The organism is Acinetobacter sp. ANC_7655, assembly GCF_056784015.1.
On record NZ_JBWYJB010000002.1, the window covers coordinates 176,320 to 201,230 of the forward strand.

At 38.8% G+C, this 24,911-nt stretch carries 22 protein-coding genes; 14 read left to right on the forward strand and 8 right to left on the reverse strand.

Annotation, left to right across the window (positions count from 1 at the left end; translation table 11 throughout):
- Positions 1-35 precede the first annotated feature (35 nt).
- The 5 genes from asd to AC1M9N_RS04850 all read right to left on the reverse strand — a co-directional run bounded on the left by asd (position 36) and on the right by AC1M9N_RS04850 (position 5,314).
- A complete protein-coding gene (asd, locus tag AC1M9N_RS04830) occupies positions 36-884 on the reverse strand; it encodes an archaetidylserine decarboxylase (protein ID WP_035264801.1) in 849 nt (282 codons plus the stop codon).
- On the reverse strand, positions 881-1,729 hold the full coding sequence (locus AC1M9N_RS04835) for a sulfurtransferase (protein ID WP_481591975.1): 849 nt from the start codon (positions 1,727-1,729) through the stop codon (positions 881-883). The genes asd and AC1M9N_RS04835 overlap by 4 nt, the downstream gene beginning before the upstream one ends.
- Positions 1,730-1,840: 111 nt before the next feature.
- Positions 1,841-3,043, reverse strand: a complete 1,203-nt coding sequence (pncB, locus tag AC1M9N_RS04840; RefSeq protein WP_481591976.1) for a nicotinate phosphoribosyltransferase — start codon at positions 3,041-3,043, stop codon at positions 1,841-1,843.
- Between the two features lie 113 nt (positions 3,044-3,156).
- Positions 3,157-3,660 carry an ankyrin repeat domain-containing protein gene (locus AC1M9N_RS04845; protein WP_180028377.1) on the reverse strand — a complete coding sequence of 168 codons (504 nt, stop codon included), beginning with the start codon at positions 3,658-3,660 and terminating at the stop codon, positions 3,157-3,159.
- Between the two features lie 139 nt (positions 3,661-3,799).
- Complete coding sequence (locus tag AC1M9N_RS04850) at positions 3,800-5,314, reverse strand: catalase (protein ID WP_481954340.1); 1,515 nt, start codon at positions 5,312-5,314, stop codon at positions 3,800-3,802.
- Positions 5,315-5,547: 233 nt separating this feature from the next.
- Here AC1M9N_RS04850 and dtd point away from each other — a divergent pair, with 233 nt between their 5' ends.
- Positions 5,548-5,988, forward strand: a complete 441-nt coding sequence (gene dtd / locus AC1M9N_RS04855; RefSeq protein ID WP_481954341.1) for a D-aminoacyl-tRNA deacylase — start codon at positions 5,548-5,550, stop codon at positions 5,986-5,988.
- 92 nt (positions 5,989-6,080) lie between these two features.
- On the opposite strand, the gene AC1M9N_RS04860 is transcribed toward dtd, so the two are convergent.
- The 3 genes from AC1M9N_RS04860 to serB all read right to left on the reverse strand — a co-directional run bounded on the left by AC1M9N_RS04860 (position 6,081) and on the right by serB (position 8,699).
- Positions 6,081-6,560 (reverse strand): SCP-2 sterol transfer family protein, encoded by a 480-nt coding sequence (locus AC1M9N_RS04860; protein ID WP_092766561.1) that lies wholly within the window; start codon positions 6,558-6,560, stop codon positions 6,081-6,083.
- Between the two features lie 190 nt (positions 6,561-6,750).
- Positions 6,751-7,065, reverse strand: coding sequence for a ciprofloxacin tolerance protein AciT (gene aciT / locus AC1M9N_RS04865; RefSeq protein WP_035264816.1), 315 nt, complete (start codon positions 7,063-7,065; stop codon positions 6,751-6,753).
- A gap of 413 nt (positions 7,066-7,478) precedes the next feature.
- A complete protein-coding gene (gene serB, locus AC1M9N_RS04870; protein WP_035264823.1) occupies positions 7,479-8,699 on the reverse strand; it encodes a phosphoserine phosphatase SerB in 1,221 nt (406 codons plus the stop codon).
- Positions 8,700-8,776: 77 nt separating this feature from the next.
- Between serB and AC1M9N_RS04875 the strand changes: the two genes are divergently transcribed.
- From AC1M9N_RS04875 to AC1M9N_RS04935, 13 genes are all read left to right on the forward strand, one after another.
- Positions 8,777-10,048: a hypothetical protein gene (locus AC1M9N_RS04875; RefSeq protein WP_092766563.1), complete on the forward strand. Its 1,272-nt coding sequence runs from the start codon at positions 8,777-8,779 to the stop codon at positions 10,046-10,048.
- A gap of 284 nt (positions 10,049-10,332) precedes the next feature.
- Positions 10,333-11,454, forward strand: a complete 1,122-nt coding sequence (gene ribBA, locus AC1M9N_RS04880; protein WP_035264829.1) for a bifunctional 3,4-dihydroxy-2-butanone-4-phosphate synthase/GTP cyclohydrolase II — start codon at positions 10,333-10,335, stop codon at positions 11,452-11,454.
- A gap of 24 nt (positions 11,455-11,478) precedes the next feature.
- A complete protein-coding gene (gene ribH, locus AC1M9N_RS04885) occupies positions 11,479-11,949 on the forward strand; it encodes a 6,7-dimethyl-8-ribityllumazine synthase (RefSeq protein ID WP_035264832.1) in 471 nt (156 codons plus the stop codon).
- Between the two features lie 3 nt (positions 11,950-11,952).
- Entirely contained in the window at positions 11,953-12,402 is a 450-nt protein-coding gene (nusB, locus tag AC1M9N_RS04890) for a transcription antitermination factor NusB (protein WP_035264834.1), read from the forward strand.
- A 12-nt stretch (positions 12,403-12,414) separates the two neighbouring features.
- Entirely contained in the window at positions 12,415-13,344 is a 930-nt protein-coding gene (gene thiL, locus AC1M9N_RS04895) for a thiamine-phosphate kinase (RefSeq protein ID WP_481954342.1), read from the forward strand.
- 10 nt (positions 13,345-13,354) lie between these two features.
- Entirely contained in the window at positions 13,355-13,831 is a 477-nt protein-coding gene (locus AC1M9N_RS04900; protein WP_081403227.1) for a phosphatidylglycerophosphatase A family protein, read from the forward strand.
- Between the two features lie 26 nt (positions 13,832-13,857).
- The gene (gene glmU, locus AC1M9N_RS04905; protein WP_481592787.1) at positions 13,858-15,222 is read left to right on the forward strand and encodes a bifunctional UDP-N-acetylglucosamine diphosphorylase/glucosamine-1-phosphate N-acetyltransferase GlmU; all 1,365 of its coding nucleotides are present in this window, start codon (positions 13,858-13,860) and stop codon (positions 15,220-15,222) included.
- A gap of 12 nt (positions 15,223-15,234) precedes the next feature.
- Positions 15,235-17,073, forward strand: a complete 1,839-nt coding sequence (glmS, locus tag AC1M9N_RS04910) for a glutamine--fructose-6-phosphate transaminase (isomerizing) (protein ID WP_035264843.1) — start codon at positions 15,235-15,237, stop codon at positions 17,071-17,073.
- A gap of 152 nt (positions 17,074-17,225) precedes the next feature.
- Positions 17,226-18,059 (forward strand): TnsA endonuclease N-terminal domain-containing protein, encoded by an 834-nt coding sequence (locus AC1M9N_RS04915; RefSeq protein ID WP_481954371.1) that lies wholly within the window; start codon positions 17,226-17,228, stop codon positions 18,057-18,059.
- A complete protein-coding gene (locus AC1M9N_RS04920) occupies positions 18,043-20,130 on the forward strand; it encodes a transposase (RefSeq protein WP_481954343.1) in 2,088 nt (695 codons plus the stop codon). The genes AC1M9N_RS04915 and AC1M9N_RS04920 overlap by 17 nt, the downstream gene beginning before the upstream one ends.
- Entirely contained in the window at positions 20,131-21,777 is a 1,647-nt protein-coding gene (locus AC1M9N_RS04925; protein WP_481954344.1) for an AAA family ATPase, read from the forward strand. It abuts the gene before it with no gap.
- A gap of 13 nt (positions 21,778-21,790) precedes the next feature.
- Positions 21,791-23,314, forward strand: coding sequence for a TniQ family protein (locus tag AC1M9N_RS04930; protein WP_481954345.1), 1,524 nt, complete (start codon positions 21,791-21,793; stop codon positions 23,312-23,314).
- Positions 23,307-24,911: a Tn7-like element transposition protein TnsE gene (locus AC1M9N_RS04935; RefSeq protein WP_481954346.1), complete on the forward strand. Its 1,605-nt coding sequence runs from the start codon at positions 23,307-23,309 to the stop codon at positions 24,909-24,911. Before AC1M9N_RS04930 ends, AC1M9N_RS04935 begins: the two co-directional genes overlap by 8 nt.

Consider the following 24,911-nt stretch of genomic DNA (forward strand, 5'->3'; position numbering starts at 1 on the left):
GCGCCTTAGGCGCTTTTCTTATTCAAAAGATATACTCAAATAAGATGACCCAACGCTTCACCCATTACTACAGTTGAGTTCGCCTTAAATGCTTGGTCCCATTGCATTTTATCTTTCTCAAACAAAACTACAGCCGTTGAACCCAAATAAAAACGTCCGAGCTCATCACCTTTTTCAAGTTTCATCGCATGATGGTTCAGCTCTAAGCGACCTGTTGGTTTTACTTTACCTGTCGCAACAGTTTCAATTCCAGCAACAATCATTGCGCCAACTAAAACAACAGCCATACGACCAATATCAGTATCGAATAAACATACCATTCGTTCATTACGTGCAAACAAACCCGGAATATTTTCAGCTGTAGTTTGGTTGACTGAAAATAATTCACCTGGAATATATAAAGTTTCAGTCAATGTACCAGAATAAGGCATATGCACACGATGATAATCACGCGGTGATAAGTACACTGTTGCAAATTCACCATTTTTGAATGGTGCTGCCAATTGAGGATCACCAATTAACTTTTCAACTGAAAAGCTTTGACCTTTTGCCTGAAAAATATCGCCCTCATTGATTTTACCTAATTGTGAAATTGCACCGTCTGCAGGTGACACGACACTTTTAGGATTAGGATCAATTGAACGAACGCCTGTTTTCAAAGAGCGAGTGAAAAACTCATTAAAGGATTTAAATTTCAAGGCATTTTGTTGCTCAGCAATTGACATATCAATGCCATATTTTGCTTTAAATGCTTGAATGACAACATTCTTTAATACTGGGTTTTCACTGGCTGCGACTTTACCCACCAAACGGCTGAGTTTTTGTTGCGGGACGATTTGCTGCGCTTGAATAAATAGTTTCTTTTTTAAATTTGTCAGACTCACTCAGGTGACTCTCCAGTAATGATTGGACTGTCGAGGCGGTTGCCCCACTCGCTCCACGCACCATCATAAGCTTGGATATCCCAACCCAGTAATCGACCAATAATGTAAGCTAAACCTGAACGGTGATGAGACTGACAATATACGACGACTGGCTGATCAAATTGAAAGCCCAATTGTTCTAAACGTTGTTGCGTGCGTTCTAAGGGGTGCAATTTTAAATGATTTTGACGATTAAGTGCAGTACTCCACTCAAAATGTCTAGCCGTTGGAATATGTCCCCCACGACGTGCCGCGAGACGTTGCCCGGTATACTCCTCAGCCGTTCGGCAATCCCATACTTGGCAAGTTTTATTTTCAATTTTTTTTATCAAAGTTGAATAATCAATACGGTGTTGATCAACATTGGATATCTTAACTTGAAAAAGACATGTGACTGGCTGAACCTCTTCAACTTCTGAAGAAGTAGGATAGTTGGCGCCTAACCATGCATGAATACCACCATTTAATAAACTGGTGTTATAAAAACCCATACAGTGTAGATTCCATATCAGTCGACCAGCCCATGCCCCACCTTCATCATCATAGACCACGACATGATGCTCAGGTGATATGTTTAATATCTGGACTAGCTGCTGAAGCCCTTCATCATCAGGCAATAAACCCGTAGCTTGTTCCTCTTGGCGCACTAAAAATTTTGGCTTCAGATGTATAGCATGCGGAATATGTAATTGCTCATAGACCGAACTTCGGGTCAAATCAACAATACGTAACTTTTCACTTCCTAAATGAGGAACAAGTTGTTCTGCTTCAATGAGCAGACCGAAATCAAAAGCGTTAGTGGTCATATTTATTGAATAGTTCTATTGGCCTTGTTCAAATCTTAGCACAAGACTTTTTCAAAATTATTCTGATTTTTTGCATGGTATTAGCAAAAAATCAGAAAAGGGAAATTATGATTAAGGAGACTCAACATCAAATACCTGACGCAAATATGCGAGGAAGGTATCATTATCAGTCATCGTTTTTCCTGGACTATCAGAGAGTTTAGCTACCGATTGACCATTGCATTCGACTAACTTTAGAACAATATTCAAAGCAGTTTGTCCCATATCATTGGTGAGGTTAGTACCAATCCCGAAACTGACTTGGAAACGATCTTTAAAATATTGATGCAAATCCCATGCCTTCTCTAAGTTTAGACCATCACTGAAAGTGAGCATTTTAGTTTTGCTGTCAATTTTTAACTTTTTATAATGTGCGTAGGCTTTATCGCCCCACGCATATGGGTCACCACTGTCATGTCGTAGACCATCAAATAGTTTGGCAAAATACAAATCAAAGTCTCTTAGGAATGCATCCATACCAACAACATCTGTCAGTGCAATGCCTAAATCTCCGCGATATTCCTGCACCCAAGTTTCAAGTGCAGCTTTTTGGAAATCACGTAAGCGAACATCAAGTGCTTGGAAAGCTTGTAAAAATTCATGTGCCATCGTACCAATGGGTGTAATACCCAACTGCTTTGCCAATAAAACATTACTGGTGCCACGAAAAATATGTGGTGCAGCCTTATTAAACTCTTCCACCACGTGTTTCTGCCAGTCAAAACTATAGCGACGGCGTGTTCCAAAATCGGAAACAAGAAATGGTGGATCATTCGGTTGTTGACTACTTTCATAGTGTTTCAACAATTCAATTTTAGCTTTAAGACGGCGCTCTCCTTCTGCCAATACCTGCTCATCGCGAATACGACGAAAATAGAGTTCATTGACGATTGCAAGCACGAAAATTTCAAACATCATTGCTTGAACCATAGGTCCTTCGATACGAATATCTAAACGACCTTGATCATCGATACTGGCTTTAATAAAGCGGCGCTTAAGTTGGAATAATTCTAAATAGTCTACAAAATCACTTTTAATAAAGCGTAAACTTCTTAAATATTGTAATTCATCTTCTTTAAATTTGAGCTGACACAGTAAATCTAACTGTTCGTTCAGTTCCTCTAATATATCCACGAGTGGATAGGCTGTATCTTCAAGGTTACGACAACGAAATTGATAGACACTATCCGTTTGAGGAAATTGATGTAATACCACTTGTAACATCGTGAATTTATACAAGTCAGTATCAAGTAAGGATTGAATAATGGCAGACATATTATTTTTCAGTTTTTAGCAACTTATTGCATTAAAGCACATTTTGTTGCAATTCATAGCTCGTTTTAGTAATTGTCGAAGATTATTCGACTAATTACTAAAACTTAAACTGATTATTTTTTTGCATTGTCTTGACTATATGACTCAGTCAAAGCTTTCAATGCTTTATCTTGCCCAATAACTTTTGCGAATTCTTCTGTGGTCTTGTGTCCTGTCTGTTTTGCTTGAGCATCACAATCGACCTGGCGTAATTGTTTGGCAATCGACCATTCAAGCTTAAAGATAGCACCCATCAAAGCTGTATTACCCTTATTATCACGAGCACAGCGGTCTGCGCCGTTTTCCAATAGAGTCGTTACAATATCTTGATGACCATAGTAGGTCGCCATCATTAATGGTGTAAAACCAGCATGGTTTTTAATATTGACTGGAAACCCATGTTTCAAAAATTCATGAATAACTTCTTTGTTTCCTGTTTTCGCTGCTGCAAAAAATAAGTCAATCACTTCTTTCTGATCTGATTGTTGTGAGCTACTGACAGACGTCGTTTGAGCGTGAAGCATTACTGAACTTAAACTCAGTAAAGCGATTAATAAACTATATACAATATTTTTCATTCTTCCCTCACCTGAGTTTAAATTCGATAACGAGTGCCTGTAAAACTCCCCTAGGGTTGCAGGAAAGGAATTGAGTTTTACAGGACTTTTTTGAGGTGACACCTTAGACCCTAATCACCAATTCAAGGACTAATCTTGATTAGTCTTTTAAAGCTGCCGCTTTCGCTTTAACAGTCGCTAAGTTACCGTTTACAGCTTTAGTCATACGTGTGCCGTAATCCGCATCTGCTTTATAGAAATAAGACAACATGATGTGTTTAGTTTCTGAATCTTTTACGTTACCAAGATCAGCTGCTAAGTTCATAATGAGGTCAGATTTCTCTTTAGCAGAGTATGAACGGTATAAATCACCCGCTTGCTTAAAGTTTTGCTCTTTCACACCACGTTGCTGAACTGTGCCAGAAAGTGGAGTTTCAACAGCACGAGCTTTCGCTGTAGATGGTTTTGGTTCAATACGACTTGGTTCATAGTTCACGTTAGATGAAGTTGCACCAACATTCATATAACCATCTTGGTTATTGTTGTTCACATTTACCAATGGACGGTTTACTGGAATTTGCTGGTGATTTGCACCCAAACGGTACATTTGTGTATCAGAGTAAGAGAAGATACGACCTTGAAGTAAGCGGTCTTCTGATGGCTCGATACCTGGTACTAAGTTACCCGGAGCCATTGCCACTTGTTCCGTTTCTTGGAAGAAGTTTTTAGGCATACGGTTAAGCGTTAACGTACCTACTTTTGTTTCTGGTACTAAATCAGTAGGCCAGATTTTAGTTGGATCAAGTGGATCGAAATCGAAGCTATTCAAATCTTTAGGATCCAATACTTGGATATAAAGATCCCATTTCGGGAAATTGCCCGCATTGATGTTCTTATAAAGATCATTCGTTAAGTGGTTGAAGTCTTTACCTTGTAATTCAGCAGCTTCTTTAACGTTTAGACCTTTAACACCTTGCTTAGAACGGAAGTTAAATTTAACGTATTTATATTCGCCTTTGTCGTTGTACAATTTAAATGCATGTACACCGAAACCGTCTTGTTCACGGTAGCTCGTAGGAACACCTTGGTTACCATATACATAAGTCAACATATTTGTTGCCCATGGCTGGCTAGACAAGAAGTCAAATACGCGATTAGCGTCTTGAACGTTGTCAATTGGGCTTGGTTTCATTGCGTGGATGAAGTCTGGGAACTTGATCGCATCACGAATGAAGAATACAGGCGTTTGGTTACCAACTAAATCCCAGTTACCTTCTTGAGTATAAAACTTAATTGCGAAGCCATGTGGGTCACGTAAAGTTTCTGGAGAATGCTTACCATGAATTACTGTAGAGAAGCGTAAGAATACTGGAGTTTTCGTACCTGCTTTGAAAAGTGAAGCAATAGTAAGATCTGATAAATCTTTAGTTGCAACGAATTCACCATAAGCTCCCGTACCACGTGCGTGTACAACACGCTCAGGGATACGCTCACGACCGAAACGTTGAAGTTTTTGAATCAACTGTACATCTTGTAATAATACAGAACCATTTGGACCTGCAGTGATTGAATTTTGGTTATCACCCACTGGTGCGCCGTTATCTTTTGTCAATGGTGCAGCTGATGCTGCTGTCGCAGTTGCAAGCATTGCAACCAACATTGAACGCTTAAACATCGTTTTCTCTCTCAAATTTACCTTTCCTGCACGCGTAAATTACCTTCTTTAACAAAATTGGTAAAAAGGTTAATTTTTATTATTTCAATCGCTTTATTAGATCAAAAGTATATACTCCAATTAATTATTTTTTTATCAATGAGTTATTAGGATAGATGACGACTTTATCCCTTTTCTTTTTTCCAATTTGATACAATTCATTTGAATTAAAAAACATCAAACTTGGTTGAATTATGCGTGCTTTACTCCAACGCGTCCTTGAAGCGAAAGTCGTTGTGGATGGTGAGATTACTGGTCAAATCGAAAAAGGGATTTTAGTTTTTATTGGTATTGGCAAAGAAGATAACTTTGAAAAAGGTAAGAAGCTCATCGATAAGATTTTAAAATACCGTTTTTTTGATGATGACCAAGGAAAAATGGGTTGGAATCTTAGCCAAGCCGGAGGCGGATTATTATTAGTCTCGCAATTTACCCTGATGGCACAAACCCAAAAAGGTTTGCGTCCTGACTTCGGCCCTGCAATGCCGCCTCTCGAAGCAAAAGAACTGTATGAACAGTTAGTTGAATACGCAAAATCTCAGTTTGAACATGTACAAACAGGAATCTTTGCAGCGGATATGAAAGTACATCTCATCAATGATGGTCCGGTAACCTTTAATCTTGAAGCTGAATGACTAGAAAAGCCCTCTGATGAGGGCTTTTTTTCTTGCATTTCAATACTCATCTCTAGAATCAAAACGAGAAAAGTCCGTATTTAGGTGCTGTATTACTTACCTGTCTTTTCTTTAATAAATTGACGAGCAAATTGTATTTTTTCTTTTACAGGTTTAGGAATTTTTGGTGGAATTAATTTAGCGACTTGGTTAAACCATACCAATAAGCTGAAATCACCTTCCATTTTAATACTGCCATTTTGCATACCCGTCATGAATGCAGTTGGATCACCTTTCATCAGGGTTTTAACACCTTGCTCGCTATCAGCAAACTGAAGTACGAAATCTGCTTTCTCTGCATCACCTGAAACAGAATCAATCTGACCATTGTTGACTAAAATCTGACGTGCAACACCGAGATCTGTACCAATTTGAATACGGAACTGACGATCATGAATTAACTCAATAAATTTTGGACTCGTACGTGACAATTGTTTCATACGCAACGCCAAACCTAACACCAAAAGGTCTAGTGGATCTGTGCTTGCATCAACGATAGGTAATTTCACAACAGGTATTGAAGATAGTTTCATGACAATTTAAGTCCGTTTTTTTAATATCAAAAATAATTGATTCATCCTAGCATATCTTATAAGTAAGGAAATGCAGCTTTGTTAAACAAAACGTATAGGCAAAAAAAAGGTATATCATTTTGATACACCTTTAAATATAAAATTGTTACCACGCAGTTTTGGTCTACATATCATTTGTCATGAGTAGGATTTAATCGTCCTCATATACAGGAGTATGTTCAATATAACGACGATTTTCTAAAGCCTTTTGCGCACGACTATCTTCGCGAAGTAGGAAAGCCGTTAAAGCCACCATGGCTAAGCTAATCGCTGTTAAATAACTATATGCCAAAGACATGTCAAATACGTGTTGGACACTATAACGAATACCTTCAAGTAAACCCCAGAAGACCATACCCGCCAACATAAACCCTAGCCAATGACGATAAGGTGAAAAGAATACGGCCGCCAATGCTACAGCGATCAGAGCAAATCCGAGTATCGTTGCAAAAGTTAAAGTGACCATAAAAATCTCCGTCAAAATTTAGATGTTTCAAATACTGCCTAATGGTGTTTCACAACAAATTAAATAACGCTTCACTTTCTTCAATGGTCTTGTTGGCGTCTATGAAAGCATTATGGTGAGTTTTTTTCAGAAAAAAAGACCTGATGCTTTTGTAAGCGACACATATTGTCGCAACATTCTTTTGTCATTACATTTTTTAAGATTAGACATTTTTCATAGAGTCAGAATCAGTCAAACTTGGCGTGTCATTACAAAAAAATACCTCGTAATTTTTTGTCAAAAACATCTTTTTTTCGATGATGACCATCTGTTTTTTCGTCTGAACTTAGCTGATTAAAATTTGTCTAAGAATGATTCACTTAGATAAAAAAAAGCGACCATTTGGTCGCCTTTTTAATAAGCTTTTTTTGATTTTAAGCTCGACTTAAATCTTTATCATGTACACCTAACAGGTACAGAACACCATCCAAACCAACACTTGAGATGGCTTGATTTGCATTTTGACGCACCAATGGTTTAGCACGGAATGCAACGCCCAAGCCCGCTATAGAGAGCATTGGCAAATCATTCGCACCATCACCTACTGCAATCGTTTGCTCAAGTGAAATGCCCATTTCATCCGCAATTTGGCCTAATAAAAATGCTTTACGAGCGCCATCCACAATATGCCCTTTAACTTCGCCAGTGACCTGCCCATCTTGAACATCCAAGATATTGGCATGAACTTCATCAATCCCAAGTTTTGCTTGTAAATATTCAGCGAAGTATTGGAAGCCACCAGATAAAATAGCCGTACGATAACCCAAAGATTTCAGGGTTGAAATAAGACGTTCTGCACCTTCAGTAATCGTTAAACGTTCTGCAATTTTAGGCAATACAGAAGCATCCATACCTTTCAGTAGCGCCACACGCGCACGGAAACTGCTCTGAAAGTCCAGCTCACCTTGCATAGCACGCTCAGTAATTTCTGCGACTTGTGCACCGACACCTGCTTCAATTGCAAGCTCATCAATCACTTCTTGTTCGATCAGCGTTGAATCCATATCAAAGCAAACTAAACGACGATTACGACGGTACGGCGTGTCTTCTTGTACTGCAACATCGACACTAAGGTCATTTGATAAACTTAAACATGCCGCTCGCATCGTTGCAGCATCTAACATCTGACCGCTCAAACCAAATTGCACACAAGCACGTTTTGGTTCATTTTCAAAATGATTCAACGTTGGGCGACCAGACAAACGAGTGACTGTTTCAATATTAAACCCTTGACTTGAAACAATATTAGTCACTGCTTGCAAATGTGCTGCAGTAAGTTCAGGTGCCAATGCCGTCACGATATATCGTGTACGTCCACCCTCTTTCACCCATTGCTCATAATCTTCTGAATCGATCGGTTTAAAGCGCACAGTAAGACCAATATCGTGTGCTAAAATCAGAATATCTTTCATGGCCAAAGCCGTTGCTGTCTGGTCTTCGGAAGCAACCACGATGCCGAGAGTCAATTGGTTATGGATAACTGCTTGTCCTACATCTAAAATTTGCAAAGAATGTACGGACAACACCTGCATCAATCGAGTAAACTGATTCGGTTGGTCAGGTCCTAAAAATGAAATAAGAATGATTTCTCGCATGAATTGACTCGGGTCTGAGCTACGAATATTGTAAGAATCATAATCGAAATTGAATTAATTTTCTTTGGAAGTTTACGTTGAATGCGCCTAGACAAGGGCTATTTGCTAGCCTGCTGATTGTAAGTTTTGCCTTGCATACCTTTTTATTGGTTATTGCAACGACACATCAATTAAATGAAAACCGTGCAAGCCAAGGTTTGCTAATGACGACTCAACTGGTCGCAGATAGCTTAACTGAACTTGAACCTGCCAATACTGTATCTCTTGCATTATTAGCCAACCGCTATGCAACGAATCCAAGTGTTGCATATATACGTATTCTTGGCACAGGAGATCAAGTTCTCGCAACTGCAGGCTTGTCTAAGACGCGTCAGGGTGAAATCTTCGTTCGAGATGCACTACAAAATGAAAAGAAAATTGGCAGTGTGGAAATCACATTGGTTAAACCAAGTATCGGTGAAATATTAAGAACACAATGGCTGGCGATCCTCTCGTCACTCTTTATTCATGGCTTATTATGGTTGGCTTATCGTGCCATTGCTCGCCCTACGCGTAGCGAATATCTTGCGAGATTAAATAATGAGTCCCGTTTACGTCATGAGATCAAGCTGCTCACTGAAGCATTAGAACTGGAAAAGAGTCAGCCTAAACAACCTCATACGCCAGAGCAAAATAAAGAACAAGCTGCAATTACGCCAAAAGTACCGACTCTGCAGTTAGATCAGGATGCTTTATCACTGAATATCCAATTTTATGATCCGAAACAATTAATTAATACGGTCAACAAATCTGTCTCTTTACCTTATTTTAATTTATGTCAAATTTTCTTAAATAAGAGCATCGAACTGTGTACAGCGCATTATCATTTGAATGTTGATGATATCGTTGTGAATCGTAGTTTTGATCAACAAGGCGCTGTCATCAGTATTTCTTCACTCAAGAATAACTCGATTGCTTGCATCTTAATGATTGGTTCGGTGTTTCAATTATTGTCAGAAGTACTCTATAAACGTTACCGTGAAGATAAACGGTTCGTATTGCAAACACGTTGTGCAGTAACCGCACCAGTGGAGGCAATGCAACTCGATTCAGTACAAGCGGCGGAAAGACTCACACATCACCTGATTGCGAAAGAAATGGCGCTATATTTGACCCACGATCAGTTAAAGCATATTGGTGAATGCTATCAATTGGTTCCGATGCCGAATCCAACCAGTGTGTTAACACGTCACGCTTTCATGATTAATGGTATGAACGAAGCCTGTGCCGAACTCGCACAAAATATCCGTACTGAGATTTTGAAAGGCAAAGCCCAAAGCTCCTCGACGGATCGTACAATCAGCTCTTAATTAGATTAAATTTTAATAAGTAAACCAGATTTGATGCTAAGTTAAATCTGGTTTTTCTTTTTAAAAGCTCACAGTCCTGAAAAGTTAGACTAAGCGTCTAGTTTGTATACAAAATTGCTCTTTTGGTAATTTTATCTCTCTTTTCAATGTGCTATGAAGGTGTATGTTGGACTGTGTTGAATGGTACAGTCATAAGCATAGGCAAACTGGCTAAAAAAGCGTTAGACTATGGCGCAACAAATTTATTCAAATGTCAGAATGACATAACAAAAAGGTGAAGGTTGATGTCGCTCAATACTGTAGAAGAACTTGTAGCAGATATCCGTGCAGGAAAAATGGTCATCCTGATGGATGATGAAGATCGTGAAAATGAAGGCGACCTCGTTATTGCTGCAACGCACGTACGACCTGAAGACATTAATTTCATGATCACGCATGCTCGTGGCTTGGTTTGCTTAACGTTAAGTCGTGAACGCTGCAAACAATTAAATTTACCGTTAATGGTTGATGCGAATGGCGCTCAACACGGGACAAACTTCACGCTTTCTATTGAAGCTGCAAATGGCATTTCTACAGGTATTTCTCCAGCAGAACGTGCGCACACGATTCAAACAGCAGTTGCGGCACATGCAAAACCAGCAGATATCGTTCAGCCAGGCCATATTTTTCCACTCATGGCACAACCAGGTGGTGTGCTCCATCGTGCAGGTCATACCGAAGCAGGTTGTGATTTAGCTCGTCTTGCAGGTCTTGAACCAGCTTCTGTGATTTGTGAAATTATCAATGAAGACGGGACTATGGCCCGTCGTGCTGACCTTGAAATTTTTGCTGAAAAACACGGTCTAAAAATTGGTACAATTGCTGATCTTATTCACTACCGCATGACCAATGAACAAACGGTAGAGCGTTTGGATCAACAAAAACTCGATACCGAGTATGGTACTTTTGATCTTTACCGTTATCGTGAAGTCGGGAATCCTGATATTCATTTGGCATTGGTTAAAGGTCAACCTGAAGAAGGTGTGACGACTGTTCGCGTTCATGGCTTCAATCCAGCGCGAGACTTATTAAAACTTAATAAGCAAGATGGTGAAGCAGCTTGGAACTTAGATCGTGCTTTAAAAGAAATTGCTCAAAGCGATCGTGGTGTCTTGGTATGGATTGGACAACGTCAGCCGTCTGATTTAGGTCCAGCATTAGAAGCATTAACTGCGCCAAAACCAGCCAAGTCAAATGCTGCCTTATCTCAGCAATACCAAACTATTGGTGTGGGTGCACAAATTTTACGTGATTTAGGCGTACAGAAAATGAAGCTCCTGAGCTCACCTTTACGCTTCAATGCATTGTCTGGCTTTAATTTAGAAGTGGTCGAATACATCACAGCTGATCAGAGCTCTCATTCATAACTCTTATTAAATATCGAGGTTGCTATGGCGATTCGCCGTATTGAAGGTTTATTACATCTCGCGAGCGAAGATCGTTACGCGATTCTAGTTGGTCGTTTTAACAGCTTTGTTGTTGAACATTTATTAGAAGGTGCAATTGATACATTGCATCGACATGGTGTTAAAGACGATAATATCACTGTCGTTCACGCGCCAGGCGCTTGGGAACTTCCGGTTGTGGCGAAAAAACTCGCAAATTCTGGTAAGTTTGATGCGGTAATTGCACTTGGTGCAGTTATTCGCGGTAGCACTCCTCACTTTGACTTTGTTGCTGGTGAATGTGCAAAAGGCCTTGGTGTTGTTGGTTTAGAAGCTGGTTTACCTGTGATCAATGGCGTATTGACCACAGACAGCATTGAACAAGCCATCGAGCGTTCAGGTACAAAAGCAGGTAATAAAGGTGGCGAAGCTGCCTTGACTGCAATTGAAATGGTTAACTTGCTAAAGGCGATCTAAAGCATGTCGCAGACACTCCAAGCTACTTATGCAGCTAAACGCAAAGCACGTCGTTTTGCTGTACAAGGGATTTATGAATGGCAAATGAGCCACAACCCTGTGCATGAAATTGAAGCACGTACACGTGCTGAAAATGCCATGCATAAAGTGGATCTCAGCTATTATCACGAGTTGCTCACACAAGTGATTGCAAATCATGAAGCATTGGATGCGTTATTAATTCCAGTACTAGATCGTGAGATCTCGGCACTGGACGGCGTTGAATTAGCTACTTTGCGTCTTGGCGCGTATGAATTGAAAGAGCATCTTGAAATTCCATATCGCGTCGTTCTCGATGAAGCAATTGAATTGGCTAAACACTTCGGCGGTGCAGATAGTCACAAATACATCAATGGTGTATTAGACCGTTTAGCACAAAGCCTACGTGAAGCAGAAAAGCAACAAGCAAAATAAGTTGTTGTTGAAATGGCTGAGTTTTCTATTATTGACACCTATTTCAATCGACCGAGTTATTCTTCAGTCGATCTAGGTGTCGGTGATGACTCAGCCCTGCTCACCCCGCCTCCACAGCAACAATTGGTCATTTGTGCCGATACCCTCGTTGCTGGTCGACATTTCCCCATCGATACAGATCCCCATGCGATTGGATGGAAATCTGTAGCTGTGAATCTTTCAGACATTGCAGCCATGGGTGCAAAACCTCAAAGCATTCTCTTGGCATTGAGCCTACCCCAAATTGATCATCACTGGCTAAAAGGGTTTAGTCAGGGTTTGTATGATTGTTGCGATCAATTTGGAGTAAGTTTAATTGGCGGCGACACAACGCAAAGCCCACATCTCACATTATCAGTTACCGCTCTAGGCTGGGTGGATATTGGAAAAGCCGTGCCACGTTCTGGTGCTCAAGCAGGTGATTTAATCTGTGTATCCGGCACTGTCGGTGATGCTGCATTCGGATTAAAATATCCCGATCATGCTTTAAAAAAACGTCTCGATTATCCCACTCCACGTTGTGAACTCGGTCAAGCGCTTAAAGGATTGGCGCATAGTATGATTGACGTATCCGATGGTTTAGCACAAGATTTAGGACATATTCTCAAAGCATCTCATGTTGGTGCCGACCTACACTTAGATCAACTTCCACTTAGTCCTGCCTTACAAGCATTGTCCAATCAGCAAAAATGGAAATTGGCTTTAGCAGGTGGTGATGATTATGAATTGTGTTTTACCATTCCTTTACCTGCCTTGGATGAATTAAAAGCTCGACACTGCGATACACCGATCACGGTGATTGGTGTCGTAAAAGAGACACAGCAATTAGATTTTTATCATCATCAACAACCACAAGAACTAGAATTACAGGGATATCAGCACTTTGCAAAAACAACCAATTAATTTTAAAACGATGACTTGGTCTGAACGTTTCATTGTTTTTTGTGGCGTTGGATTCGGTTCTGGTTTAGCGCCAAAAGCACCTGGTACTTTTGGTTCAGCTTTTGCCTTGTTGTTTATCCCTGCTTTCATGGCAATAGGTTTTTTGTATAGCACGATTGCCATAATCGTTATGTCATTGATTGGGATATATATTTGTGGAAGAGCTGCTGATATAATGCGCGTCCATGATGACGGACGAATTGTGTGGGATGAATTTGCGGGTCAATCGATCACGTTTCTCCCTTTAATCTATCTAGGCCTGATGAATTGGGTATGGCTTTTTATTGGTTTTGCACTTTTCCGTCTCTTTGATGTTTGGAAACCTTGGCCTATTCGCGTCATTGATCGTCAAGTCGACGGTGGTTTCGGCATTATGCTTGATGATCTGATCGCAGGTCTGTGGGCAGCACTTTGTATTATAATTTATCTCTATATTGATATGGCTTAAGCCAAGCTCCAAAGAAAGGATGTTGTATGTCAACCACAGTTGTTATTCTTGCTGCAGGTAAAGGGACGCGAATGCGTTCAAAACTACCAAAAGTATTACAACCTTTAGCAGGACGTCCACTCTTAGGGCATGTCATTGAAACCGCAAAAAAAATACAAGCTGAAAATATTATTACTATTTTCGGTCACGGCGGCGCTCTAGTTAAACAAGCATTTTCGACAGAAAATATTGACTGGGTTGAACAAGCTGAACAACTTGGTACAGGTCACGCTGTTCAAATGACCTTACCTGTATTACCCAAAGATGGTATTTCTTTAATTTTATCCGGCGATGTGCCTTGTATTACAGCCGATACATTACAAAAATTACTTGAAGCAACACAATCTAAAGGTATTGGCTTAGTCACACTTACACTAGACGATGCTTCAGGTTACGGTCGTATCGTGAGAGAAAATGGTAAAATCCAAGCCATTGTTGAACATAAAGATGCTTCTGAAGCGCAACGTTTAATTCAAGAAATTAATACTGGCATTTATGCAGTAAGCAATGCCAAATTGCACGAGTGGTTGCCACGTCTGAATAATAATAATGCGCAAGGCGAATACTATTTAACAGATATCGTAGCAATGGCTATTGACGATGGACTCGAAATTGCCTCAGTTGAACCTGCTTTAGCTTTCGAAGTTGAAGGTGTAAATGATCGTGTGCAATTGGCAGCATTGGAAAGAGAATACCAAAACTACCAAGCGAAATTACTGATGCAGCAAGGTGTACATTTGATCGACCCGAGTCGTTTCGATCTCCGAGGTTCACTCAAGGTTGGTCAAGATGTACGTATCGATATCAATGTCATTATCGAGGGCGAATGTGAACTTGGTGACAATGTCGAAATCGGTGCAGGCTGTGTAATTAAAAACTCCAAAATTGCTGCAGGCACGAAAGTTCAACCGTATAGCGTATTTGATTCAGCCATTGTGGGTGAGCAGACTCAAATTGGACCATTCGCACGTTTGCGCCCTGGTGCTAAATTGGCAAATGAAGTACACATTGGCAACTTTGTTGAAGTGAAAAACACCACCATTGGTTTAGGCTCTAAAGCCAATCATTTTACGTACTTAGGTGATGCTGAAGTGGGTGAGGGTTCAAATATCGGCGCGGGTACGATCACATGTAATTATGATGGTGCCAACAAGTTTAAAACGATCATTGGTGACCAAGCCTTTATAGGTTCAAACAGCTCTTTAGTCGCGCCGGTTAAAATTGGTAATGGTGCAACAGTTGGTGCTGGATCGACGATTACTCGTGATGTGGATGATCATAGTTTAGCCGTAGAACGCTCTAAACAATTTGTGAAAGACAATTATCCACGTCCACAAAAGATTAAGAATTAAGGGGATTACAATATGTGTGGTATCGTCGGCGGTGTAGCAGAACGAAGCATAACGAATATTCTAATTGAAGGCTTAAAGCGTCTTGAATACCGTGGTTATGACTCAGCGGGATTAGCTTTAATCAATGCAGGTCAAGTTTTACGTGAACGTCGTGTCGGTAAAGTTATCAACCTTGAAGAAGCGGTTTCAGAAGCAGCGATCACTGGCGCGCTTGGTATCGCACATACACGTTGGGCTACTCATGGCAAACCTACAGAAAATAATGCACATCCGCATATATCTGGTCAAGTCGCTGTGGTACATAACGGTATTATTGAAAATTACCAAGAGCTTAAAGATGATCTTGAAGCATTAGGATATGTGTTTACATCCCAAACAGATACTGAAGTTGTTGCACACTTAGTTCATGATGCACTGAAGTCTGCTCCTAACCTGCTTAAAGCCGTTGAACAAGTTGTGCCTCAACTCAAAGGTGCATTTGCACTCGGTATCGTACATACAGATTACCCAAATGAATTGATCACTGTTCGTGAAGGTTCACCGCTCGTGATCGGCGTGGGAATTGGTGAGAACTTTATCAGTTCTGATCAATTGGCCCTATTACCGATTACCAATCGTTTTATATACCTTGAAGAAGGTGATATTGCGCGTTTAACACGTGATACGATTGAAGTCTATGTACAAGGTGAGCGCGTTGAACGCCCTGTCAAAGAACTTGATGCGACAGTGAGTAATGCTTCAAAAGGTGAATACAAGCATTACATGCTGAAAGAAATTTATGAGCAACCCGAAGCGATCAAGCAAACCATCTCTCAAGCCTTAAATGCCGATCACTTACGTGATGATTTTCTTGCAAATGCTGTAGAAGATTTTTCTCAGATTCAGCAAGTTCAAATCATCGCTTGCGGTACCAGTTACCATGCAGGCATGATCGCAAAATATTGGTTTGAACAACTGATTGATGTACCTTGCCAAGTTGAAATTGCAAGTGAGTTCCGCTATCGCACTCCAGTCATCGTGAACAATACACTCTATGTGTGTATTTCTCAATCAGGTGAAACTGCCGACACATTGGCTGCTCTTCGTGATACACAAAAACGTGCCAAAGCGAAAAATATTAATATCACCACGATGACGATCTGTAACGTTGCAACATCTTCCATGGTGCGTGAAACAGATTACAGCTTATTGACATTAGCAGGTCCAGAAATTGGGGTTGCGTCGACCAAAGCATTCACCACACAACTTGCTGCCTTGATGCTTCTCGTGCTTAAGTTCGGTCAAGTTAAACAAACGATTTCTAATGAACAAGTAACTGAAATCATTACTGGATTGTGGCATACACCTAAAGTGATTCTTGATACATTACAATGTGATAAAGAAATTTTACGCCTATCTGAATTGTTTGTTGAAAAACAACATTGCCTATTTTTAGGTCGTGGAACACAGTTCCCAATCGCGCTTGAAGGAGCGCTTAAGCTGAAAGAAATTTCATATATTCATGCTGAAGGTTATGCAGCTGGTGAGTTGAAACACGGCCCATTGGCCTTAGTTGATAATGATATGCCTGTTGTCATTCTTGCTCCTCAGGATGACATGCTTGATAAGCTCAAATCAAATATGGAAGAGGTTCAAGCACGTGGTGGTGAGCTGTTTGTATTTGCAGATGAAAATAGTGGCATTAAGGAGAAAGAGCGCCAACACGTCGTTCAAGTTCCGAGCGTTTCAGCACTATTATCACCAATCGTATACAGTATTCCTGTGCAGCTTTTGTCCTATCATGTCGCTGTACTACGTGGTACCGATGTAGATCAGCCGCGTAACTTAGCTAAGTCAGTTACGGTTGAATAATTCAATTTGATCTACACTTAAAAAGTGTATGAGAGTAATAAAGTTTCATACTAAGTAATAAAGTCTCATACTGAGTAATAAAGTGTAATACTGAATTGCTCAAAAAATCCACACAAGCTATGCTCTAAACAGCATGATGTGTGGATTTTTTTATGGCCTACTTTAAGAACACACAAAATCATGAACTCAAAATTCAAAAATGGATTAAAGAAGGACGAGGACAGGGTTTTGGAAATAACTATAAACCTTGGCTCACAATTCGAGATGTGAGTTCAGAAGGTCGATCTCACCGAGTTTTTGGTCATAAAAGCCAAAGAACTCATCATCTTCTCTCTGATCTAGAACTTTCTACTTTTCTATTACTAGAATGGCATTCAACGACTATCGATATTCGAGAACAATATCCCTTAGACCTCGAACAAACTCTAGAAATTGCGAAGACAATTGGAATACCTCACCCTAGATTTGGGAAACATTATCAAATCATGACAAGTGATTTTTTAGTGGATACACATAACTCAATAACACCTAAATTTGTAGTCCAAGTTAAGTATTCAAATGCTCTCAATGATCCACGCACAATAGAAAAAATAGAAATTGAGCGACAATATTGGAAACAGCAAAACATACCTTTTTATATTTTTACCGAGCACCAAGTTCCTAAAACTGTCAGCCAGAACATCCAATGGTTATACAGTTCAATAAATACTCTGGAACTAAGTGAACAAGATACGCTAGATAAACTTAACTTTTATGCAGATATTTTCATTAAAAATAAATCTAAAAAAATTAATGAATTAGCGAGAACCATTGATCAAAAGTATCATTTTGAGCTAGGAAAATCGTTAAGAGAAATTAGAGACTTGCTTGCTCAAAGGTATTTCATATTTGATCTTAATATTTCTTTTAAGGATTTAAATACAGACCATATTCAATTGGGTGAGCTTCATATTTGGAATGAGGTACTTCATGCTGAAAATCAATGAAGTATTAAATTTTGAAAGCTCTTTATTTAGGATTTTAACGATCCTCCCTGACTCTGTGATTTGGATTAGTCTTGACTTGGAAAATGCTTTCCCAATTGAAGTTAGTAGAACAGAAATCTTAAAAGGTTTGGAAGATGGCAATATTGAAAGAGCAACAGACCCACATGAGTCACTTGCTTTCATTCAGTCTGAGAAGGAATCAGTACAAGAAATAAAACGTGACCAAAATTATGCCCTTATTTATCCTTTGATCTCTCATGAATTATTTTATATTCCAGTACAAAGAGGAAAAATAATTAGTGAAATCATGAGTCAACATGAAGTCACCAAACAAACTATTTATCGCTTAGCTCGCAGATATTGGCAAAGAGGACAAACTCCTAATGCATTGCTTCCTGATTACAGAAATAGTGGAGCTAAAGGTCAAAAAAGAACAGCTAAAGACAAAAAATTAGGTCGACCTCGTATCTATAATAGTGAACAAGGCATTAATGTTAATGAAAACATTGAAAAACTTTTCTATCGAACCATTAAATTATTCTTTTTAAAAGACAATAAACATTCACTCCCATTTGTATATCGAAAATTTCAATCCACATATAAAAATCTCTATCCTGATACAGCCGAATCAGATATTCCAACAATATGGCAGTTTAAGTATTACTACGAAAAAGAATTCAAAAAAGTTGAAAGCATAAAAGCTCGTATTGGTACATCCAACTACCGCAAAGACTATCGTCCTTTGCAATCAACATCTAACGCTCAAGCCTTAGGCCCTGGTGCACGTTATGAAATTGATGCCACTATCGCTGATATTTATCTTGTTTCCAATTCAAATCCAGAAAGTATCGTTGGTAGACCCACCATTTACTTTGTGATTGACGTCTTCAGTAGATTAGTCACAGGCTTTTATATAGGTTTTGAATCACCTTCATATTTAGCTGCAATACAAGCATTGAATATAGCGATGACCGATAAGGTTCAGTATTGTGCTGAGTATGGGATCTCAATTCAGCAAGAGGATTGGCCAGCTGTTGGTCTACCTGATGCTTTACTCGCGGATCGAGGAGAATTATTAGGCTATCAAATTGAAGCCTTAGAGAAAACTTTCGCTGTAAGACTTGAAAATGCGCCAGCTAGACGTGGTGATGCTAAAGGCATCGTAGAACAAGCTTTCAATACATATCAGGCTTATTTCAAAAAAGAAGGTAAGGGAAAAGGTATTGTTGAAAGCACAACTGTAAAAAAGACTGGTGGTAATGATTACCGTCAAGATGCCACATTAAATATTCACCAATTTACTGAAATCATTCTTGCTTGCATCATCTCGCATAATCAATTTCATGTGCTAAAAACATATGATCGTGAAGCAGATATGCCCAATGACTTACCAACTATTCCCTTACATTTATGGAATTGGGGTATTCAAAACCGAACAGGAAAATTGAGAAGTGTTCCAGAAGAAGCACTCAGAATCGCATTATTGCCACGTACTAAAATCACAATATCAGACCTAGGCATCAAAGCATTTGGTCTTTACTACCTAGCGAAAGAAGTACTTGATCTCGGTTGGTTACATCGTAAAACAGGAAGTTCTCGTCCTCAAAACCTTGAAGCTGCCTATGATCCCTACTCAATGAATAAAATTTATATTTTTCCAAAAGATAGTAGTCTTGAATACTGGATAGGGTCTCTCTCTGATCGATCGAGAGAATTTATGGATTGTACTTTGTGGGAAGTTAAAGAAAGGCAAAAAGCCCAAAAAGAGCACCTTGTACAGCACGAACTAGAGGCTTCAAAAAAACGAAGAGAGCTTGAAGTTTTTATCAGTGAGAAACTTAATACTAAGCATCCAAAGAGCCCAATTAAACCATCTCAACGAATCGCTGAAATCACTGAAAATAAAGCAAAAGAAAAAAATATTGAACGCAAAGCTAAGGTAAAACAGCAAAAAATATTGGATACAAATATTATTCCAATGCCTAAACTGAAAGCCTCAATTAAGCCTCAAGATGCTGAAGCGGTTCATTATCCAGACTTAACAGACGAATTATTTGGTGAGGATGACTAAATGACTTTGCCATTAAATTTTATTCAAGCACGTTACACACCTAGTTTTGGTGAATATAAAGACAATCCATTTATTGAAGCTCTACCACCAATCATGCAAGAAATTGCAGATATCAAAGCTAATCTGATTGGTAAGGTGGACTTTAACCCTGAGGATATTCTGAGATCTAAGAACGAAAGAATTCATCTTTCATCTCAACTTCTTCATCAATTTTTTCAACCGATTACTCGGCATATTTCATTAGAACAAAAAATTGCAATATTAATCCGTAAAGGCTACGTCGGGCGTAATATTGCTGATGGTAAATTGCACCAACATTTGCAAAACGGTTATGAGCGTATTATGTCGGGAGACATTAACGCTTTTCGTTTTGATGCGCCAAAATCTACAGCTTTAAGCTATTCACTGATCGGTTGTTCAGGCAGTGGTAAAAGCACAACCCTACAGCGAATTCTGAACCTTTATCCTCAAGTGATTTATCATGATAAATATAACTTCACCCAACTCGTTTATCTCAAAATAGACTGCCCTCATGATGGCTCATTGAAAAATCTATGTTTACATTTCTTTCATGCGATTGATGTTGCATTAGGGACTGATTTTGGAAGAAAAGTGGCCTTAAAAAGATTAGGAGTTGATGCTCTACTCAACTATATGCGTCAAATTACCAATACCTATGCTATTGGTGTACTCGTCATTGATGAAATTCAACATCTGAGTGTTAAAAATTCAGGTGGTGCTGAAAAAATGCTGAGCTTCTTTGTCACTTTAATCAATGTTGTAGGCTTGCCAGTAGTAATGGTCGGCACACCCAAAGCTAAATTTATATTTGAGGGAGATCTACGTTCAGCACGTCGCGGAGCTGGTTTTGGCGCAGTTATATGGGAACCTATGAAGAATAATCCCCCATTATCAAATACCACAACGAGAACAGAATGGATGGCTTTTACCAATGCTCTATGGAAATACCAATGGCTAACCAATAAAGAACAACTGAGTGAAGAAATTCGAGACTGTTGGTATGAACTGTCGCAAGGCGTACTGGATATAGTCGTTAAACTTTTTGTTTTGGCTCAATGTCGAGCGATCATGACAGGACTAGAAAGAATAACGCCAAGTTTGCTTAGACAAGTCTATGAGGATGAGCTCAAATTTGTCCATCCTATGATAGAAGCACTCAAGTCTGGAGATCCTAATCGCATCGCACTTTATTCTGACTTAACTATTCCATATGTGGATAAAACCTTACTTTTACTTCAGAAAAAAATAGAAGAAGAACAAGAAAAAGTTGAACAATATAATGGAAATGTACATGCGCAAAGATTGCATAACCTATTGATTGCCACTGGTTATCCAGAATCTAAAGTAATCGCTGTAATCAAAAAAGCCTTTGTCGATTTCCCTCATCTCAATATGCAAGAACTCATGCCTATCGTTTCTAATTGGCTCACTGAAGTTGAGGAGGATAAAAAAACTAAAACTGCAAAAATCAATGTCAGAAAAATAAAACAAAGTGAATGGATGAGCTTACCATCAGATGATTTAAGGTTTAAGTTTTCTCAAAGGCAAAAATCCCAAAATTTTTATGACATTCTTCAATCAAGCGATTTAATTTTTGATATTCAAACTTGGGTGAAATCAATGTAACAGTGGAATTGGCATGTTGAATTTTCCTACACCATATCCCAATGAGTTAATTTACAGTACGATAGCACGAACTGGAATTCACCATGCTATTACAAGTCCTAAGCAATTACTCGAAGAAGTATTTGCTAATCGTAAAGTCATTGCCACGATTGATTTACCTAGCCATCTAATATGCCTGTTAACGCATTTATCACCGAATTACACACTTGAAAAGATTGTTTATGAACATACACTTTTTCCAATCCACGCTCTATTTTCTCCTGAAAATACACGGTTAAAATGCCTTCACTGGATGGGGAGTCAATCAAAAGGTTCTATCCATTTAGCATTAGGAGTTGCGGCATCCAAAGTTAAGCAGATAACAACGCATCGCTATTGTCACCATTGCTTAGAAGAACAATATCACCAATATGGAGAATTTTTTTGGTCAAGACTTTGGTACATTCAAGGTGCAAATTGCTGTAGCAAACATAAAGTTAAATTGTCAGAATTTTTACCACCAGCCCATTTGAATGGACGACATCAATTTATTCCTGCAAGTTTTATTCTGGATCGCAAGCAACCTCATAACCCTGCTCATGAATTAGATATAATCGTGAGTAGGCGTGTTGATGAGCTGTTAAACCTTCCTCCAACAACATCACCTAACTTTTATCAATGGAGTCAATTCTATCAGCGTATTGCAAAACGATTAGGTTTCAACAGAGGTTTTAAACACATTGATCATTCAAAAATTCATGTAGCAGTTATAAAAACATGGGATTTAAAATGGTTACAGCAACATCACCTTGATGAACTGAAATCCGAAACAAGTTGGCTTAAAGCTATCTTTAGAAAGCATCGTAAGTCATTCAGTTATCTTGAACATATTATCGTCTTAGAGACGTTTTTCCCTAAAGGCTGGACATGGACAGCCATTCTGAGTGAAATCCATCAGTTCCCATCTCATCCATCTGATACTGATAAACCAATTCAAAAAACTAAATTTAAAGACAGTTCTATACTCAGTACAAAGCGAAATGAATGGGTGTCTTTGATTCAAAATTTTGGAATAAAGCCGTCCAGAGTCAGAAATGCTGCTTTATATGCATGGCTTTATCGCAATGATAAAACTTGGTTACTCACAAAAAATAAATGCTATCACGCTTTGCCCACAAGTATTCCCAAGAAAGTAGATTGGCCTCTGAGAGATTGGCACATGGTGAGGCGATTATTCAAAATATTCTATCAATCATTAGACGATTTGAGTTTACCTAGGCAATCTAGAAACTGGTATCTCAAACAACTACCGCAACACTCTACCGTAGAGAAAAACCTATATCAGCTGCCCTTAACACATAAATTTTTGAGTACTTTTTCAGAAGATATTAGCTCTTATCAAATCCGAAGAATCACTCGAACAATTATTCAATTTCAAAAAAATAATCAACACCAAGCGAGTTGGCAATTATTACGATACTCGGGATTAAGTGAAGAACGATTAACAGATGAAGCTCTCAAATTCCTAAATCAAATTAAAAGGATTAATCATGGCTAAGATCAGTCACATTGCTAAGAATATGAAAATAAAAAAGATTGGTTCTTTGTTTAAAAAACATAACTCAGGCAGTTGGGCAATAAATCTAGCTTTGGAAAATGAAAATAAAATACATGAGACGACTTTCACTAATTTTTCTAATGCAAAATTATTAAGAAAAAATAGTCACATCAACCCCACTCAAGAATATCCCAAAGGCTACAATTTACGCTTTAAAATTAGTTCAACTCGAGATTGGCTATCTTCTGTCAATAATACAAACTTACCGAAAGGAAAGTTTCTAGAACATTATTTCTTGTTTGATGCAGTCCGTGTGGATCAATTCGGTCAGCCAATGTCCGAAACCATCAAAATTAAGCTCCCTCAATTTGAACTTGCTCGATCTCTGTTTTTCTACACTCCATATTTAGCAAGATCAGCAATCATAGAGAATAGTTTGAGTATCGATTTCGATATTGCTTCAAATCGAGATCACTACCTCATCAATATTTTACCAGCCTGTTCATACCCAATTTCGCATTTCAATGATTCAGGTATCCGACGGATCTTATCTTGGATTCTTCTCGATCCTGATATTCGACAATCTTTTGAAAGTATCAGTCAGTTTTGTACCAAATATGGCTATGACGTTGACCAATATCGTATATGGAGTTTTTGTTTTAATCCCCCTCAACTCAATGGAGTGATCTTTGATTCATATGGCTATTACAAGGCTGAAACTTCTGAGTTTTTTGTCAATGAAATATCAGGTTTCGAAAGAATCTCAAGCCGAATTTCGAAAGAAGTTGAGTTCTATAGCGATAAATTCATTGAGTCTAAATCAGGCGGTAAAGGTGAAAACTCTTCAGGAACTAAAAATAACGGAAAAGAACCGACCATCAAAGATGACGAGGATGGCAATAGTGATGATGTTCAAATCATTGATGTTGTACCGACACACTTCGACTTCCTAGAAGCCATTGAAACAAGGAAAACTTCTAAAAAAACTAGGCATAGAAATCATGGTACAAAAGATCAAGACTTACCATCCACTAATGCGACATCGGAAGTTAGCACCAACGAGCCTATTTCTGAGGGTACTATCCCCTCTGCTGAATTTAATGGTGTTGAAGATGAAACTGAAGATCTTCATTTGTATCTTGATCGTTTCTCTGCATTTCAACAAATGATTGATTTGTTTTGCAAGGAAAACACAGTTAAAAATTCTACCTTTCAACTCCATAAATTACCCAACATTCAAGGTCACTCCAAACATATAAAAACTGATGGAAATCCTAGATGTGTCGCAGAAGTTAGTTTTCAATATAATGGTCAAAACATTGTGATCTTAGAAGTAGATACATCCGATAATAAAAAGCCTCTTTCGACTCGGGTTTTATCACTTAAGGATGTGAATCAATGGAACCGAACTGATCGAGCTAAAATACTTGAGCTTGTCGTCACTCAATGCTTACGTTGGCCAAAAGGCATATTTAACAATATTAGTTTTAAAAATAGTACTTTGAACCATCCTCGGATGGATTCAAAAAATAAACAGATTTCTGATCAAGAATTGCAAAATTGGGCGAAGCGTTTAGAATCTAATATTTTAGCCTAA

Bases quoted from the DNA above. Each gene is read 5' to 3' on its own strand.
- AC1M9N_RS04835 (WP_481591975.1), bottom strand. From the start codon at position 1,729: ATGACCACTAACGCTTTTGATTTCGGTCTGCTCATTGAAGCAGAACAA.
- pncB (WP_481591976.1), bottom strand. From the start codon at position 3,043: ATGTCTGCCATTATTCAATCCTTACTTGATACTGACTTGTATAAATTC.
- AC1M9N_RS04845 (WP_180028377.1), bottom strand. From the start codon at position 3,660: ATGAAAAATATTGTATATAGTTTATTAATCGCTTTACTGAGTTTAAGT.
- AC1M9N_RS04850 (WP_481954340.1), bottom strand. From the start codon at position 5,314: ATGTTTAAGCGTTCAATGTTGGTTGCAATGCTTGCAACTGCGACAGCA.
- dtd (WP_481954341.1), top strand. From the start codon at position 5,548: ATGCGTGCTTTACTCCAACGCGTCCTTGAAGCGAAAGTCGTTGTGGAT.
- AC1M9N_RS04860 (WP_092766561.1), bottom strand. From the start codon at position 6,560: ATGAAACTATCTTCAATACCTGTTGTGAAATTACCTATCGTTGATGCA.
- aciT (WP_035264816.1), bottom strand. From the start codon at position 7,065: ATGGTCACTTTAACTTTTGCAACGATACTCGGATTTGCTCTGATCGCT.
- serB (WP_035264823.1), bottom strand. From the start codon at position 8,699: ATGCGAGAAATCATTCTTATTTCATTTTTAGGACCTGACCAACCGAAT.
- ribBA (WP_035264829.1), top strand. From the start codon at position 10,333: ATGTCGCTCAATACTGTAGAAGAACTTGTAGCAGATATCCGTGCAGGA.
- ribH (WP_035264832.1), top strand. From the start codon at position 11,479: ATGGCGATTCGCCGTATTGAAGGTTTATTACATCTCGCGAGCGAAGAT.
- nusB (WP_035264834.1), top strand. From the start codon at position 11,953: ATGTCGCAGACACTCCAAGCTACTTATGCAGCTAAACGCAAAGCACGT.
- thiL (WP_481954342.1), top strand. From the start codon at position 12,415: ATGGCTGAGTTTTCTATTATTGACACCTATTTCAATCGACCGAGTTAT.
- AC1M9N_RS04900 (WP_081403227.1), top strand. From the start codon at position 13,355: ATGACTTGGTCTGAACGTTTCATTGTTTTTTGTGGCGTTGGATTCGGT.
- glmU (WP_481592787.1), top strand. From the start codon at position 13,858: ATGTCAACCACAGTTGTTATTCTTGCTGCAGGTAAAGGGACGCGAATG.
- glmS (WP_035264843.1), top strand. From the start codon at position 15,235: ATGTGTGGTATCGTCGGCGGTGTAGCAGAACGAAGCATAACGAATATT.
- AC1M9N_RS04915 (WP_481954371.1), top strand. From the start codon at position 17,226: ATGGCCTACTTTAAGAACACACAAAATCATGAACTCAAAATTCAAAAA.
- AC1M9N_RS04920 (WP_481954343.1), top strand. From the start codon at position 18,043: ATGCTGAAAATCAATGAAGTATTAAATTTTGAAAGCTCTTTATTTAGG.
- AC1M9N_RS04925 (WP_481954344.1), top strand. From the start codon at position 20,131: ATGACTTTGCCATTAAATTTTATTCAAGCACGTTACACACCTAGTTTT.
- AC1M9N_RS04930 (WP_481954345.1), top strand. From the start codon at position 21,791: ATGTTGAATTTTCCTACACCATATCCCAATGAGTTAATTTACAGTACG.
- AC1M9N_RS04935 (WP_481954346.1), top strand. From the start codon at position 23,307: ATGGCTAAGATCAGTCACATTGCTAAGAATATGAAAATAAAAAAGATT.